General features: G+C 63.6%; 12 protein-coding genes. 6 read left to right on the plus strand and 6 right to left on the minus strand.

The window, feature by feature from the left end; all coding sequences use genetic code 11:
• Positions 1 to 134 precede the first annotated feature (134 nt).
• Complete coding sequence (locus ACPZMI_RS06920; RefSeq protein ID WP_426351937.1) at positions 135 to 1,184, minus strand: NAD(P)H-dependent flavin oxidoreductase; 1,050 nt, start codon at positions 1,182 to 1,184, stop codon at positions 135 to 137.
• Positions 1,185 to 1,418: 234 nt separating this feature from the next.
• On the opposite strand from ACPZMI_RS06920, the gene ACPZMI_RS06925 reads away from it, so the two are divergent.
• A complete protein-coding gene (locus tag ACPZMI_RS06925) occupies positions 1,419 to 2,306 on the plus strand; it encodes a LysR family transcriptional regulator (protein WP_426351938.1) in 888 nt (295 codons plus the stop codon).
• 99 nt (positions 2,307 to 2,405) lie between these two features.
• On the opposite strand, the gene ACPZMI_RS06930 is transcribed toward ACPZMI_RS06925, so the two are convergent.
• Both ACPZMI_RS06930 and ACPZMI_RS06935 read right to left on the minus strand, forming a co-directional pair.
• The gene (locus ACPZMI_RS06930; RefSeq protein ID WP_426351939.1) at positions 2,406 to 3,005 is read right to left on the minus strand and encodes an FMN-dependent NADH-azoreductase; all 600 of its coding nucleotides are present in this window, start codon (positions 3,003 to 3,005) and stop codon (positions 2,406 to 2,408) included.
• A gap of 110 nt (positions 3,006 to 3,115) precedes the next feature.
• Positions 3,116 to 3,430: a hypothetical protein gene (locus ACPZMI_RS06935; protein ID WP_054893296.1), complete on the minus strand. Its 315-nt coding sequence runs from the start codon at positions 3,428 to 3,430 to the stop codon at positions 3,116 to 3,118.
• A gap of 49 nt (positions 3,431 to 3,479) precedes the next feature.
• Here ACPZMI_RS06935 and ACPZMI_RS06940 point away from each other — a divergent pair, with 49 nt between their 5' ends.
• The 4 genes from ACPZMI_RS06940 to ACPZMI_RS06955 are packed head-to-tail and all read left to right on the plus strand — an operon-like array spanning position 3,480 to position 7,668.
• Positions 3,480 to 4,403, plus strand: coding sequence for a PA3225 family LysR-type transcriptional regulator (locus tag ACPZMI_RS06940; RefSeq protein ID WP_186666874.1), 924 nt, complete (start codon positions 3,480 to 3,482; stop codon positions 4,401 to 4,403).
• Between the two features lie 13 nt (positions 4,404 to 4,416).
• Positions 4,417 to 5,229 (plus strand): alpha/beta fold hydrolase, encoded by an 813-nt coding sequence (locus ACPZMI_RS06945; RefSeq protein WP_186666875.1) that lies wholly within the window; start codon positions 4,417 to 4,419, stop codon positions 5,227 to 5,229.
• Complete coding sequence (locus ACPZMI_RS06950; RefSeq protein WP_186666876.1) at positions 5,223 to 5,780, plus strand: peptidylprolyl isomerase; 558 nt, start codon at positions 5,223 to 5,225, stop codon at positions 5,778 to 5,780. The genes ACPZMI_RS06945 and ACPZMI_RS06950 overlap by 7 nt, the downstream gene beginning before the upstream one ends.
• A 55-nt stretch (positions 5,781 to 5,835) precedes the next feature.
• Positions 5,836 to 7,668, plus strand: coding sequence for an ABC transporter ATP-binding protein (locus tag ACPZMI_RS06955; RefSeq protein ID WP_426351940.1), 1,833 nt, complete (start codon positions 5,836 to 5,838; stop codon positions 7,666 to 7,668).
• A 111-nt stretch (positions 7,669 to 7,779) separates the two neighbouring features.
• Here ACPZMI_RS06955 and ACPZMI_RS06960 read toward each other — a convergent pair whose 3' ends face one another.
• Complete coding sequence (locus tag ACPZMI_RS06960) at positions 7,780 to 8,907, minus strand: GNAT family N-acetyltransferase (protein ID WP_426351941.1); 1,128 nt, start codon at positions 8,905 to 8,907, stop codon at positions 7,780 to 7,782.
• 264 nt (positions 8,908 to 9,171) lie between these two features.
• Between ACPZMI_RS06960 and ACPZMI_RS06965 the strand changes: the two genes are divergently transcribed.
• Positions 9,172 to 10,416 carry a putative porin gene (locus ACPZMI_RS06965; RefSeq protein WP_426351942.1) on the plus strand — a complete coding sequence of 415 codons (1,245 nt, stop codon included), beginning with the start codon at positions 9,172 to 9,174 and terminating at the stop codon, positions 10,414 to 10,416.
• A 92-nt stretch (positions 10,417 to 10,508) separates the two neighbouring features.
• On the opposite strand, the gene ACPZMI_RS06970 is transcribed toward ACPZMI_RS06965, so the two are convergent.
• Together ACPZMI_RS06970 and hrpA are read right to left on the minus strand one after the other, a co-directional pair.
• Entirely contained in the window at positions 10,509 to 11,630 is a 1,122-nt protein-coding gene (locus ACPZMI_RS06970) for a beta-ketoacyl-ACP synthase III (protein ID WP_186711840.1), read from the minus strand.
• Between the two features lie 211 nt (positions 11,631 to 11,841).
• Positions 11,842 to 15,747 carry an ATP-dependent RNA helicase HrpA gene (hrpA, locus tag ACPZMI_RS06975; protein ID WP_186721237.1) on the minus strand — a complete coding sequence of 1,302 codons (3,906 nt, stop codon included), beginning with the start codon at positions 15,745 to 15,747 and terminating at the stop codon, positions 11,842 to 11,844.
• Positions 15,748 to 16,350 lie beyond the last annotated feature (603 nt).

Below are 16,350 nucleotides of genomic sequence, written 5' to 3' on the forward strand. Positions count from 1 at the left end.
GGCTTGCCCGCGAACACCGGCACAGCCGATGCCATCCACCGCGGAGACCTTTTCGCGGGCAAGCCCGCTCCTACAGGGATTGGGCTGGTCTTTGGATTTTGAACAAGACAGTTGCTCCAGCCAGAGCTTGCCTGTCAGCGCTGCGCGTCGAGCTCGGCCATCAGCACCTCGACCAGCTGCGCGGCCGGCAGGGCGCGCGCCCGGTGGGCGCCGGTACCGGCCCATTGTGCGGCGAAGTCGCTGCAGCCCTGGGCAGTCGCCACGCTATTGAGTGCCTTGTTGGCATCGTAGGCGCGGGGATAATCCGGCACGCCCGCAGCACTCTTCACCTCGAACGCCCGGTTGACCATACCCCGCGCAGGCCGTCCGGAAATTGCGCTGGTGATCTGCGTCTGCCGCGCCCGTGGCCCGCTCAGCGCCTCACGGTAGGCCGCGTTGGCCGACGATTCCGGGCACAGCAAGAACGCTGTACCCAACTGCGCCGCACAAGCGCCCTGCGCGAACGCCTTGGCGATGTCTGTGCCATCCATGATTCCGCCAGCTGCGATGATCGGCAGTCGAACCTGCTCGGCCAACAGGCGCACCAACTCCAGCGTGCTCGATTCGTCGTCATGCTCAGGATCGAATATCCCGCGATGACCGCCCGCCTCGTAACCCTGGGCGATCAGTGCATCGACCCCTGCTTGCTGCACTTGCAGCGCCTCGTCCACGCAGGTCACGCAGGCCAGTAGCACGATACCGGCCGCCTTCAGCGCCTCGATGAACGACTGCGGCGGCAGGCCAAAATGAAAACTCACCACTGCCGGTTTTTCTTCCAGCAGCATCTGCAGCATCTCGGGGTCTTCGACGAACGAGCGATAGATTTCCCGCAGGCCCTTCGGCGGCTGGGCCTGGAACTCGGCAAAGCGCGCTTCGAGCGCCTGCAGCCAGGCGTCCTCGCGCTCGTCATCTCGCAGCGCCGGGCGGTGGCAGAACAGATTGACGTTGAACGGTTGTTGGGTCAGCGCGAAGGTTTCGCGTATGCACTGGCGAGCCTGCTCGACCGAGCTCGCGCCGATCGCGATCGACCCCAAACCACCCGCATTCGATACCGCCGCCGCCAGCGCTGGCGTAGAAACGCCCGCCATGGGCGCCTGGATGATGGGGAAACGGACGTTCAGCAAAGCCTGGATGTCAGTGGTCATGGAGGTTGCTCATCATGGGTTGCTCATGGCGGGTGCGCATGTCCGTTGGCGGGGAGCGAGCCCAGAGTTGACCTTAAGCGCACCCATGAATTTTCACAAATGATGATAAATGATGAATTCCATCACTGATCGTGAACCAGCAGTCTGGCCCGGTCGCCTCCAAGCCACTGGAAAACCGATCATGAAATGATGCATAAACACCCCATCAATCATCATCAGTGATAGGTAGTCCCCATGGAAATGCGCCAGTTGAAGATCTTCTGCGCCGTGGCCGAGCTGGGCAGTTTCACCGCGGCTGCGGTCAGGATCAACACCGTGCAGTCCAACGTGACCATGCGCATCAAGGAGCTCGAGGCGGAACTCAAGCGCGAGCTGTTCATCCGCAGAAAATCCGGCGTCGTGCTCACGGTCGCGGGCGAGACGTTTCTCGGGTATGCCCGGCGCATCCTGCAACTGACCGAAGAAAGCCGCAGCGCCCTGCTCGATACCGGTGTACCCAACGGCCCGCTGCGCCTGGGCTCGATGGAGACCACTGCCGCCATTCGCCTGCCGAAGATCCTCACCCGCTACCGCGAGCAGCATCCCGATGTGCAACTGTCGTTGCTCACCGGCACCACTGCCGAACTGATCAAGGCCATCGAGTCCCACCGGATCGATGGCGCTTTCGTCGGAGGGTTTCACCAGAATCCGATGCTTGCCCAGCAAGAGGTGTTCAGCGAGGAACTGGTGCTGGTAAGCAGCGACCAGTTCGATTCGCTCGACACCTTGATGGCGCGAATGCCCTCGCAGACAGTGCTGGTGTTTCGCAGCGGCTGCTTCTACCGATCGACGCTGGAGAACTGGTTCTATCGGATGGGCCTGGTGCCCAACCAGATCATGGAAATGGGCAGCCTGGATGGCATCCTCACCTGCGTCTCGGCCGGAATGGGCGTTACTCTGTTGCCCAGGTCGGTGACGCAGAACTGCAGCGTGCGCCATGCGATTCGCTGCCATGAACTACCCGCGGAATTCTCCCGCGTGTCCACTGTGTTCATCCGTCGCCAGGATTCGTTGCCGACCTCGGCGATGAGCGCCTTCATGGAGCTGGCGCAGCAGCGCAGGGACGCGGCGGACCTGCACTGAGCCTGGCGCAAAAAAAAGCCCGGCCATTCGCATGACCGGGCACATACACCCAAAGGAGCAACAGGTGTCAGGGTTGGGAATTCGTGGACGCCTCGCGCCTCAAGCCACTGCGGCGAGCTTCGCCTTGGCCTGGTTCAGCCCCTTCTCGTGGAAGTCGCCACTCATGTTCAGGCCCTCGGCGTGAATGAAGTTCACCTCGTGGATCCCGATGAAGGCCATCACCTGGCGCAGGTAGGGTTCCTGGTGATCGCTGGCAGCGCCGGCGTGGATACCGCCGCGGGCAGTCAGGACGATCGCACGCTTGCCGTTGAGCAGCCCCTGCGGGCCCGTCGGGGTGTACTTGAAGGTGATGCCGGCACGCAGCACATGGTCGAGCCAGGCCTTGAGTGTGCTGGGGATGGCGAAGTTGTACATGGGCGCCGCCATCACCAGCACATCGGCGGACAGCAACTCATCGGTCAGCTCGTTGGAGCGGGCCAGCGCATCGATTTCAGCCGCGCTGCGCTGCTCTTCAGGCTTCATCCAGCCGCCGAGCAGGTTGGCGTCCAGGTGCGGCACCGGGTTGACCGCCAGGTCGCGTACCTTGATCTCGTCGGCAGGATGCGCCGCTTGCCACTGCTGGATGAAGTCGCGGGTCAGTTGACGGGAAACGGAATCCTGTTGGCGGGCGCTGCTTTCGATGATCAGTACGCGGGACATGGGGTGCCTCCATCGGCAAATAGGGTTGCGATTCGATGGAGGTGAGATTAAGACTTGACCTGTCGATAAAAAAGCGTAAAAAGTGGGTTCAATCTATCGATTAATTGGTTTTATTCCGGTTTGCAGCTCAGGTCGATGCGCAGCTTGATGATCTGCCGGTTGAACTTGGCCGTCACATCCACGCTCTTGCCGGCCGGCACATTGACCCGACGCACTCTCGGCGCTTCGGGGCCATTGCGCATGGTGACCTTGCAGGCAGCCGGCACCTGCCCGTAGTTGTTCAGGCTGATGCTGCCGATGTCGTAGGCGGTGTCGTACGCGGTGTAGTCGAGCTTGACCCCTTCGATCTCCTTCTGCACATCGATGGGATAGGCCATGGCGCTCAGGGGCAGGGACGTCAGCAGTACCGCAAACCATTTCTTCATTTCGCGCTCTCCTTGTGATGAGCGCAGCTTAGGACAACAGGAGCCGAAGATGAAAGCGCCGCGCGTGACCCTGGATCAGTGGCGAACCCTGCAGGCAGTGGTCGATCACGGCGGCTTCGCCCAGGCCGCCGAAGCCCTGCATCGCTCGCAGTCCTCGGTGAGCTACACCGTGGCGCGCATGCAGGAGCAACTGGGCGTGCCGCTGCTACGCATCGACGGGCGCAAGGCGGTACTGACCGAGGCCGGCAGCGTGCTGCTGCGTCGCTCGCGGCACCTGGTCAAACAGGCCAGCCAGCTCGAAGACCTGGCTCACCACATGGAACAGGGCTGGGAGGCCGAAGTGCGCCTGGTGGTCGACGCCGCCTACCCCAGCGCCCGGCTGGTGCGCGCACTGAGCGCGTTCATGCCGCAGAGCCGCGGCTGCCGTGTGCGCCTGCGTGAAGAAGTGCTGTCCGGGGTCGAGGAAGTACTGCACGAAGGCATCGCCGACCTTGCCATCAGCAGCTTCAACATTCCCGGCTACCTGGGCGCCGAGCTGAGCGCGGTGGAGTTCGTCGCCGTCGCCCACCCCGAGCACAGCCTGCATCGCCTGGGCCGAGAGATCACGTTCCAGGACCTGGAAAGCCAGTTGCAGGTGGTGATCCGCGACTCCGGCCGCAGCCAGCCACGCGACGTCGGCTGGCTGGGTGCCGAACAGCGCTGGACCGTCGGCAGCCTGGGCACCGCGGCGACCTTCGTCGGCAGCGGCCTGGGCTTTGCCTGGCTGCCCCGGCACATGATCGAACGCGAACTGCGCGAGGGACTGCTAAAGCCTCTGCCGCTCGATCAGGGTGGCAGTCGACACCCGCTGTTCTACCTTTACTCGAGCAAGGAAAAGACCTTGGGTCCGGCCACGCAGATCCTCATCGAGCTGCTGCGCAATTTCGACACCGCGCCACTGGACGTGCCCTTCGCAGCCCCCCCGCAAGCCTGAGAGGACCGCGCCCATGGCCTGTTTCGAACGTGACGGATGCCTGCTGCACTATGAGGAACATGGCCAGGGCGAGCCTCTGGTACTGCTGCACGGGCTCGGTTCGAGCAGCCAGGACTGGGAGCTGCAGGTCCCGGAACTGAGCCGTCACTATCGGGTGATCCTGATGGACATTCGCGGCCACGGCCAGTCGGCCAAGCCTCGCCACGGCTACCAGATCAAGACCTTCAGCGAAGACTTGCTGGCCCTGCTCGACCATCTGGACACCGGCCCGGTGCACTTCGTGGGCTTGTCCATGGGCGGCATGGTCGGTTTCCAGTTTGCCGTCGACCATCCGCACAGGCTGCGCAGCCTGTGCATCGTCAACAGCGCCCCCGAGGTCAAGCGCCACAACCTCGAACACTGGATCTGGTGGGCCAAGCGCTGGAGCCTGGCACGCCTGCTCAGCGTCGAGACGGTCGGCCAGGGCCTGGCCGCGCGCCTGTTCCCCAAACCCGAGCAAGGCGAACTGCGCCGCAAGATGGCCGAGCGCTGGGCGCGCAACGACAAGCGCGCTTACCTCAAGAGCTTCGACGCCATCGTCGACTGGGGTGTGCAGGAACGCATCGGGCAGATCCCGTGTCCGACACTGGTGATCGCCGCCGACCACGATTACACCCCGATACAACAGAAAGCGCGCTACGTTGCCCTGATGCCCCATGCGACACTGGCGGTCATCGAGGATTCGCGGCACGCTACGCCCCTGGACCAACCCGAGGTCTTCAACCAGACCCTGCTGCGTTTCCTCGCAGCCGCATCCACCTCTCAAGGATCATTGAGCCCATGCTGAAGAAACTCCTGCTGACCGCCTGCTCGTTCGCCTTCGCTGCCAGCGTCATGGCGTCCGACAAGACCCCCCACGTGCTGCTGACTACCAGCTTCGGCGATGTCGAGATCGAACTGAACGCCGAAAAAGCCCCCATCAGTACGAAGAACTTCCTGGAGTACGTCGACAGCGGTTTCTATAACAATACGATCTTCCACCGCGTGATCCCGGGCTTCATGGTCCAGGGCGGCGGCTTCACCGACCAGATGGTACAGAAGAGCACCAAGGATCCGATTCGCAACGAAGCCAGCAACGGCCTGCAGAACACGCGCGGCACGCTGTCGATGGCCCGCACCTCGGATCCGAATTCGGCCACCAGCCAGTTCTTCATCAACGTGGCCGACAACGACTTCCTCAATCCTGGTCGTGACCGCGGCTACGCCGTGTTCGGCAAGGTGACCAAGGGCATGGAGGTGGTCGACCAGATCGTCAACTCCCCCACCACCGTCAAGAAAGGCATGCGCGATGTACCGGCCGATCCGGTCTACATCAAGTCGGCCAAACGTATCGATTGATCGCGGGTCTCACAGGATGTGACGCCGCCCGCGAGCGGGATCAACAGGAGTTTCCATGCTGTACCGTCGCTTCGAACAACTGATCGACATCTTCCGTGAGGCGCCCAGCGAGGCGCCGCCGAGCACGGTCTGGCCGTTCTACCTGTACTACTTGCGCCAGGTCTGGCCGAGCTTTCTCGCCTTGCTGGTGGTCGGCCTGGTCGCCTCGCTGATCGAGGTGGCCTTGTTCAGCTACCTGAGCCGGATCATCGACCTGGCCCAGGGCACGCCCAACGTCAACTTCTTCAGTGAGCACAGCGGCGAGCTGATCTGGATGCTGGTGGTGGTCCTGTTGCTGCGGCCGGTGTTCTTCGGCCTGCACGACCTGCTGGTGCACCAGACCATCAACCCGGGGATGACCAGCCTGATCCGCTGGCAGAACCACACCTATGTGCTCAAGCAGAGCCTGAACTTCTTCCAGAGCGACTTCGCCGGGCGCATCGCCCAGCGCATCATGCAGACCGGCAACTCGCTGCGCGACTCGGCGGTGCAGGCGGTGGATGCGCTGTGGCACGTGCTGATCTACGCGATCAGCTCGCTGGTGCTGTTTGCCGAGGCCGACTGGCGCCTGATGATTCCGCTGCTGGTCTGGATCGTCGGCTATATCGCCGCGCTCTACTACTTCGTGCCGCGGGTCAAGGAACGCTCGGTGGTGTCCTCGGACGCACGCTCCAAACTGATGGGGCGGATCGTCGATGGCTACACCAACATCGCCACCCTCAAGCTGTTCGCCCACACGGACTACGAACAGCAGTACGCCCGCGAGGCGATCAGCGAACAGACCGAGAAGACGCAACTGGCCTCACGTGTCATCACCAGTATGGATGTGGTGATCACCACCCTCAACGGCCTGCTGGTGGTCGCCACCACCGGCCTTGCCCTGTGGCTCTGGAGCCAGTCGCTGATCAGCGTCGGCGCCATTGCCCTGGCCACGGGCCTGGTGATCCGTATCGTCAACATGTCCGGCTGGATCATGTGGGTGGTCAATGGCATCTTCGAAAACATCGGCATGGTCCAGGATGGCCTGCAGACCATTGCCCAGCCGGTCTCGGTCACCGACACACCCAATGCCCCGGCATTGAAGGTCAGCCGTGGCGGCGTACGTTTCGACGATGTCGACTTCCACTACGGCAAGGGTGGCAAGGTCATCGATGGGCTGAACCTGGATATTCGCCCGGGCGAGAAGATCGGCCTGATCGGCCCGTCCGGTGCGGGCAAGTCCACGCTCGTCAACCTGCTGCTGCGCCTGTACGACGTGCAGGGCGGGCGCATCCTCATCGATGGTCAGGATATCGCCCAGGTCAACCAGGCCAGCCTGCGTGCGCAGATCGGCATGATCACCCAGGACACCTCGCTGCTGCACCGCTCGATCCGCGACAACCTGCTGTATGGCCGACCGGACGCGAGCGACGAGGAAGTCTGGGAGGCCGTGCGCCGCGCCCGGGCCGACGAGTTCATCCCGCAGTTGTCCGACGCCCAGGGCCGCACCGGCTTCGACGCCCATGTAGGCGAGCGCGGGGTCAAGCTCTCCGGCGGCCAGCGCCAGCGCATCGCCATTGCCCGCGTGCTGTTGAAGAATGCGCCGATCCTGATCATGGATGAAGCGACCTCGGCGCTGGACTCGGAAGTCGAGGCAGCGATCCAGGAGAGCCTGGAAACCCTGATGCAGGGCAAGACCGTGATCGCCATCGCCCACCGCCTGTCGACCATCGCCCGGATGGACCGTCTGGTAGTGCTGGAGAAGGGGCGTATCGTCGAAAGCGGCAGCCACGCCGAGCTGCTGGCCCAGCAAGGGCTGTATGCGCGGTTGTGGCATCACCAGACCGGCGGGTTCGTCGGGGTGGATTGAGGGGTTCTAACCGGCCAGGTAGCGCGTTGCACTGACGGACAGCGCGGTACCTGTGGGAGCGGCGGTGCGGCGATCCGACTTGCCCCGCGATAGTGCCGGCACAGACCCCACTCAACCCCGCCGATACGGCAGCATCTCCCGTGCCTGCTCGGCATACGCCCTCACCCCGTCTCGCTCCTGAGCCAGAAACTCATCCACCGCCCGCCGCAGCCCAGCATGGCGCAAGTAGTGCCACGAACGCGTCAGCACCGGCTCGAACCCGCGGATCAGCTTGTGCTCCCCCTGGGCACCGGCGTCGAACCGCTGCAGCCCCTCGGCAATCGCGTAGTCCATGCCCTGGTAGAAGCAGGTCTCGAAATGCAGGCGGTCGAATTCGTCCAGGCAGCCCCAGTAGCGACCGTAGAAACTGTCGCCCCCGACCAGGCTCAAGGCCATGGCCACGTCGCGGCCGTTCTGCCGTGCGACCACCACCCGCAGCGCCTCGGGCATGCGCTCGGCCAGCAGGCTGAAGAACTCACGGGTCAGGTAGGGCGCACGTCGTCGCACCGCATAGGTGTTGGCATAGCAGCGGTAGACGAAATCCCAGCGCGCCTGGTCCAGCTCATGGCCGCGCAGCCACTGGAAGTCGATGCCCTGTCCGGTCACCTGCTCGCGCTCCTTGCGCATCTGCTTGCGCTTGCGCGAGCTGAGGGTGTCGAGAAAGTCCTGAAAATCCCGATAACCACGGTTGCGCCAGTGGAACTGGCAGCCCAGGCGCTCCATCCAGCCCGGCTGGCCGAGCATCTGCTCGTCCAGGCTGCTGTCGGTGAAGTTGATGTGCGCACCGGACAGTTCACCCTTGACCAGGTACTTCGGCAATGCCTGCAGCAACAGCAGGGCGTCGGCAGGGTCTGCGCTCAGAAGGCGCGGCCCACTGACCGGGCTGAACGGCACCGCCCCGAGCAGCTTGGGGTAATAGGCGATACCCGCACGCTCACAGGCATCGGCCCAGCCGTGGTCGAACACGTACTCACCGAACGAATGCCATTTGCGGTACGCAGGCAGCAACGCCCGCACCTCGCCATCACGCTCCAGCACCAGGTGCTCGGCGGCCCAGCCGGTCTGGCGGCTGACGCTGCCGCTGTCCTCCAGCGCGCTGAGGAAGGCATGGCGCAGAAACGGCTGGCCGGCGGGCACGAGCGCGTCCCAGGACAGTGCCGGAAGGTCACGCAGGTGGGCAAGACTGTAGAGGCTGGTCACGACTTCGGCTCCCTGAACACAGGTCGCCAGTATCGCCAAAGGCGCCGGTTCGCTCAAATGACGACGACCGTTCTTATAACCAAGTGAGTAATTACTTAACAGCAGTGCCACTAAATAGACATTATTCTGTAATCCCCCCTCGCAATACTTGCGCCTGTTTTTCGGATGCCGAGAACCTGTCTAGTCAGGCCTTTTCCGGAGACATGCCAACTTGGGGGTGGGCGCACAAAAGCCTCCCCACACTTTTCCAATAGGGAGAACCTTATGCGTCTTGTTTCTACACTTACCGGAGTTAGCCTCACCGGCATGATGCTGGCCCTGAGCGCCCCGGCCAGTGCTGCAGTCGACGCCAAGCTGCTCGAAATGCTCCGCGCCAACGGCTCGATCAACCAGGCGCAGTACAGCGAACTGCAGGCCGATCTGGCAAAAGAAACCAAGGAAAAGGCCGACCAGAAGGCACAGTCCGAACGCCTGAGCTCCTTCGAACAGAAAGTGGCATGGGCCGCCAAGACCCAGATCAAGGGTGACGTGCGCCTGCGTTACGAAGACGTCAACGTCGACAACCCACGCAGCGGCAGCGGCAACCAGGACCGCGAACGCGTCCGTGCCCGCGTCGGCTTCTACAGCGAAATCAACCCGCAGGTTGACGCTGGCGTGCGTATCGCCACCGGCAGCAGCGCCGATGGCCGCTCGACCAACCAGAGTCTGGACAACTACTTCGAGAAGAAATCGCTGTGGGTCGACCTGGCCTACCTCGACTGGCACCCGACCGCCATCCCGAACCTGCACCTGATCGGCGGCAAGATGCAGCAGCCTTGGGTGAGCATGGGCGACATCATCTGGGATAGTGACCTGAACCCGGAAGGTGTGGCTGTTACCTACAAGACCAACCTGGGCGGCGCCGAGCTGTTCGGCAGCGCCGGTCAGTACACCCTCAAGGACAACGTCGACGGCGACGGCGTGCAGTTCAAGCACGACGCCCAGCTGTACCACGGCCAGTTGGGTGCCCGCTTCGCACCGGCTGACACCCTCAAGGTCACCGTTGGCGGCAGCATCTACGGCTACGACAACGACAAGGAATCTGCCGCCCTGCGTCAGTTCGGCAACACCACCAACGAATTCAATCTGGTGGAAGGCTTCGGTCAGATCGACTTCACCGGCTTCGCCATCCCGCTGGCAGCCTACGGTCAGTACGTGAAGAACACCGAAAGCACCGACGGCGAAGACAAGGCCTGGCTGGCTGGTGTGAAGACCAAGCTCGGCGCCTGGAGCCTGGACTACAACTACCGCGACGTGCAGCGCAACGCTGTGGTCAGCGCCTTCACCGACTCCGACTTCGGCAACGGCTTCACCGGTAACCGTGGTCACAAGTTCAAGGTCGGTTACGAAATCGACAAGAACTTCGCTGTCGGCGCGGCTTACCTGATGGCCAAGACCGACCGTTCGCAGCTGCCGAACACCGACACGGACGTCGACACCCTGCAGGTCGACCTGGAAGCCAAGTTCTAAAAGAACGCTCCCCTGCGTAGCTCAGCGGGAAGTGCCGACCCCATCCGGCGCTTCCCGCTTTTTTTCGTCTGCTGAAAAGGCCGCCGCCGTTATCAGCGCTTGCGCAGAATCACACTGCCAATCGAATACCCCGCCCCGAACGAACTCAGCACCGCCAGCGAACCCTCGGCCAGGTCATCCTGGTACAGGTGGAAGGCAATCACCGAGCCGGCCGAACTGGTGTTGGCATAACGGTCGAGAATCACCGGTGCCTCCTGCTCGCTCACCTCACGCCCCAGCAGTTTCTTGACGATCAGGTGGTTCATGCTCAGGTTGGCCTGGTGCAGCCAGAAGCGCTTGACGTCGGACGGCTGCAGGTCGTTCTCGGCCAGGTGCTTGCCGATCAGCTCGGCGACCATCGGGCAGACTTCCTTGAACACCTTGCGCCCTTCCTGCACGAACAGCTTGTCGCGGGTGCCTTCACCCTCCTCCGCCGCACGATTGAGGAAGCCGAAGTTGTTGCGGATGTTGTTGGAGAACGAGGTCAGCAGCTTGGTGCTGACGATGTCGAACTGATGCTTCGAGGTGGCCTTGTCGGCGCGCTCGAGCAACACGGCTGTAGCGGCATCACCAAAGATGAAGTGGCTGTCGCGGTCACGGAAGTTCAGGTGCCCGGTGCAGATCTCCGGGTTGACCATCAGGATCGCCCGGGCCTGGCCGAGCTGGATGCTGTTGGCGGCGTTCTGGATGCCGAAGGTGGCCGAGGAGCAGGCCACGTTCATGTCGAAGCCGAAGCCCTGGATACCCAAGGCCTGCTGCACTTCGATGGCAATCGCAGGATAGGCGCGCTGCAGGTTGGAACAGGCGACGATCACCCCGTCGACGTCGGCAGCGGTACGACCGGCACGCTCCAGTGCCTGGCGGGCGGCGGCCACGGCCATTTCGCAAAGAATGGAGTACTCGTCGTTGGAGCGCTCCGGCAGGCGTGGCTTCATGCGCTGCGGGTCGAGGATGCCGGCCTTGTCCATGACGAAGCGGCTCTTGATGCCCGACGCCTTTTCGATGAACGCCGCGTCGGAGAGCGGCGCCGGCTCGACCTCGCCACGCTCGATGGCGGCGGCGTTGTCTGCGTTGAACTGTTGCGACCAGGTGTTGAAGGATTCCACCAGTTCTTCGTTGGAGATGCTCTGGGCCGGGGTATACAGGCCGGTGCCGCTGATCACGACGTTATGCACGGTCGTTCCTCTGGTCTGTGGCCTGCGCCTGTCGGGCGTTGGCCGGGATGGGCTGTGATTAATGGCACTTTAGTGCCAAATTGAGATCGTCAGCGAGGGCTGCGCCCTCGATCGCGGGGCAAGCCCGCTCCCACAAAGTGAGAGCGCGGTTGTCATGCGATGGGCCGCAACGCAGCCCAAATTGCACCAATATTGCCACAATTCAGGGAATTTAGGCTTCCACCAAACTCCACTGCTTGCTTAATCGCTTATCGGAAACCGCCACTTTCGTCCCCAACTGCTGCGCGAACAGCGACACCCGGTACTCCTCCAGCAACCAGCGATACAGGGTCAGCTCGGCGTCACGCTTGCCCTCCTGGGCATGCTTGTCGGCGCGGGTCTTGTACTGTGTCCACAGGTTGCCCAGCTCACCGCTCCAGACCCGGTCCTTCTGCACCTGCGAGCCCAGCTTCTCCAAACGTAGCTCGATGGCCTTCAGATAGCGCGGCAGTTCCTTGAACCACTGCGCCGGCGTCTCGCGCACGAAGCCTGGGTAGACCAGGTTGCCCAGTTGCTGCTTGATATCGTTCAGCGCCACGGCCTGGCTCAGGTCGATCTTGCCCTTGAAGCGCTTCTGCAGGCCATGCCACAGCTTGAGCACTTCCAGGGTCTGGCGTGCCAGCCGCTCGGCATGCTCGGCCCAGTCGCCACGCTTGCGTTCGGCGAGCGAGGCCAGCGCAGCACCATCACGCGGCAGCGGCATCTCCCCTTCGAGCACACAGCTGTCGAGGCTGGCCAGCAGGATGTCCTCGACCAGCGACTCGACACGGCCCAACTCGCGGTACAACAGCCCCAGCTCGGTCAGCCCCGGCAACTTGCCGCGCAGGAACTTGGCAGGCTCGGCCAGCTGTTGCAGCAACAAGCGCTGCAGCGCGCGGCGGTGCTGGAATTCGGCTTCGGCCTGGGTCGAGAAACGCCCCTCGCGCACCGCGCCGTTGTCTTCCACCAGTGCCGGGTAGACCGTCAGCGACAGGCCGGCAATTTTCTGCTGGGCAGTCTGCGCCACCTGGGCGAAGGCCTTGGCCTGCACCGGCTGTTCGGTCTTCTCGCTGCGTGGCAACGCCAGGGCGGCCTGGCTGGCGGCGGCGAAGCGCGCGGTCAGCTCAGCCAGGTCGCGGCCTTCGCCGAGGAACTTGCCCTGGCCGTCGACCACCTCGATGTTCATGCGCAGGTGCCCTTCGACCTGGCCGGCCGATTCGGCCCACGCCTCGTCGGACACCCGCGCCCCGGTCATGCGCAGCAGTTCCTGGCCCAGGGCCTGCGGCAAGGCACCTTGGCCGAAGCTCATGCGCGACAATGCCGCCTTGACGAAGTCCGGCACCGGCACGAAGTTCTTGCGCAAGGCCTTGGGCAGGTTGCGCACCAGGGCCACGCACTTGGCCTCCAGCAACCCCGGCACCAACCACTCCAGGCGTTCGCCCGGCAGGTTCGGCAGCAGGGGCGCAGGCACCCGCACGGTGACACCGTCACGCGGGTGATTGGGTTCGAAGTGATAGCTCAGCGGCAGGCGCAGGTCGCCCACCTGCAGGTGGTCCGGGTACTGCGCGGCGGTGACTTCGCTGGCCTCACGGGCGAGCACGTCCTCTTCGCGCATGATCAGCAGGTTGGCGTCCTTCTGGCTGTTCATCCGGTACCAGCTGTCGAAGGTCGCGGTCTGGTGGATCTCTTCGGGCAGGCGCGCCTCGTAGAACGCGTACAGTGTCTCTTCGTCGGCCAGGATGTCACGACGGCGGGCCTTGGCTTCCAGCTCGTCGAGCTGCTCGAGCAGGCGCTTGTTGGCCGACAGGCACTTGGCCCTGGACTGGATCTCGCCACCGACCAGCCCCTCGCGGATGAACAGCTCGCGCGAGGTCACCGGATCGATCGGACCGAAGTGCACCGGGCGACGACCGACCAGGATCAAGCCATAAAGCGTGATCTGCTCATAGGCGACCACCTGCCCGCGCTTCTTCTCCCAGTGCGGCTCGAAATGGTTCTTCTTGATCAGATGCCCGGCCAGCGGCTCGATCCAGTCCGGCTCGATCTTGGCGACCATGCGCGCATACAGCTTGGTGGTTTCCACCAGCTCGGCGGCCATCACCCACTGCGGGCGCTTGCGGCCGATGCCGGACGAGGGGTGCACCCAGAAGCGCCGCTGACGCGCGCCCTGGTAATCACCCTCCTCGGTCTTGTGGCCGATCTGGCTGAGCAGACCACTGAGGATCGCCTTGTGCATCCGCTGGTAGTCGGAGGCTTCCTTGTTCACCGCCAACTGCAGGTCGCGGCAGATCAGCGACAGCTGGCGGTGCGCATCACGCCACTCGCGCAGGCGCAGGTAGTTGAGGAACTGCTTGCGGCACCAGTTGCGCAGCGGGTTGGCGGTCAACGCCTGGCGCTGTTCCTCGAAGCCGCGCCACAGGTTGACCAGCGCGGCGAAGTCCGAATCGACATCTTTCCACTGCGCGTGCGCCTGGTCAGCGGCCTGCTGGCGCTCTGGCGGTCGCTCGCGCGGGTCTTGTACCGACAGCGCACTGGCGACGATCAGCACTTCCTGCAGGCTGCCCTGGCGGGCACCTTCGAGCAGCATGCGGCCCAGCCGCGGGTCGATCGGCAGGCGCGCCAACTGGCGGCCCAGCGGCGTGAGCTGGTTCTCGCGGTTGACCGCCGAGAGCTCCTGCAACAGGTTGAAGCCGTCGCTGATGGCCTTGCCATCCGGCGGCTCGATGAACGGAAACGCGTCGATCTCGCCCAGGCGCAGGTGCAGCATCTGCAGGATCACCGCCGCCAGGTTGGTGCGCAGGATCTCAGGGTCGGTGAAGGCCGGGCGGCCGTTGAAATCATCCTCGCTGTAGAGACGGATGCAGATCCCCGGCTCGACCCGCCCGCAACGGCCTTTACGCTGGTTGGCGCTGGCCTGCGACACCGCCTCGATGGGCAGGCGCTGGACCTTGGCGCGGTAGCTGTAGCGGCTGATGCGCGCGGTGCCGCTGTCGATCACGTAGCGGATGCCCGGCACGGTCAGCGAGGTTTCGGCGACGTTGGTCGCCAGTACCACGCGCCGGCCACTGTGGGACTGGAAGATCTTCTGCTGCTCGGCCGGGGTCAGGCGCGCGTACAGCGGCAGGATTTCGGTGTGGCGCAGTTGTGCCTTGCGCAGGATTTCGGCGGCATCGCGAATCTCGCGCTCGCCGGGCAGGAACACCAGCACATCGCCCGGGCCCTTGCCCTGGCTGCGCTCGTGCTGGGCGATTTCATCCAGCGTGGCGAGGATCGCCTGATCGACGGTGAGGTCATCCTCGACCTGGTTACCCTCCTCGTCCTGCTCGCTGGTCAGCGGGCGGTACCAGGTGTCAACCGGGTAGGTGCGGCCGGACACCTCGATGATCGGCGCGCCATCGAAGTGCTTGGAGAAGCGCTCCAGGTCGATGGTCGCCGAGGTGATGATCAGCTTGAGGTCAGGGCGCCGGTGCAGCAGGGTCTTGAGGTAGCCGAGCAGGAAGTCGATGTTCAGGCTGCGCTCGTGGGCTTCGTCGACGATGATCGTGTCGTAGCGCTCGAGGAAGCGGTCGTGCTGGGTTTCGGCCAGCAGGATACCGTCGGTCATCAGCTTGACCAGGGTGTTCGAGTCGCTCTGGTCCTCGAAACGCACCTGGTAACCGACGAGCGCCCCAAGCGGTGTGCCGAGCTCCTCGGCAACCCGCGCCGCCACACTGCGCGCGGCGATCCGGCGTGGCTGGGTATGGGCGATCAGGCCATGACTTCCGCGGCCCAGCTCCAGGCAGATCTTCGGCAACTGGGTGGTTTTGCCCGAGCCGGTTTCGCCGGCGATCACCAGCACCTGGTGCTCTGCCAGGGCCTTCTTGATCTCGTCGCGCTTGGCGGCGATGGGCAGGTTGTCGTCGTAGCGGATGCTCGGCACGCTCTGCTGGCGCGCGGTGACCTGGGCACAGGACGCCTGGACCTTCTCCACCCACTGCGCCAGCTTGCCCTCGTCGGGGCGCTTGCGCAGCTCGTGCAGTTGCCGCCGCAGGCGATGGCGGTCGGCGATCATGGCGTGGTCGAGGTTTTGCAGCAGTTTGTCGATGGCGTGGTCAGTCATGGGGCTTTCTGATGATGCAGGTGAGCCTGCTTTTGCATGATCGGCATTCGTGGGGATGGGCGATTGTCGCAGATTTGGCGGTTCTCTGCTGCCTGTACCGGCCTCTTCGCGGGCGAGCCCGCTCCCACAGGGACTGAGCTGGCTGTCAGATTTTGAACAAGACGGTTACTCCTACGCGACCGCGCGCGCCGGCAATTTCCGATCAGCCCCGATCCCGTTCGAAATACCGCGAACGCTTGAACAGCAGTCGTGTGCCAGCCATCGTGAAAAAGACGGTCCAGACCAAACCGTCGAGCAATAGGTTTTCGTGCTCACCCAGTTTCGTGCAACTCGTAATCGCTGCTGCCATGAAAACCAGATACATGAACACTCGGAGCCTGCTAGACCGGAATAGCCAGTCGACGCCTACCGCGAGAATGCAGATGAAGCCAATTGCAAAGACGTCAGCCATCACTACCCCGGATTAAATGATCAGCATCAGGCTGCTGGACTGTGGCCCCCTATCCATTACGGTCTGAACATCTCGTAGGACTACTCCGAAACCCCATCACCAAGCGGCGCAAATGTTTAGCCAGCTGCGGAGTGAACGTCGCCATTCACTGC

The organism is Pseudomonas wayambapalatensis (genome assembly GCF_049942315.1).
GTDB classification, from domain to species: domain Bacteria; phylum Pseudomonadota; class Gammaproteobacteria; order Pseudomonadales; family Pseudomonadaceae; genus Aquipseudomonas; species Aquipseudomonas wayambapalatensis.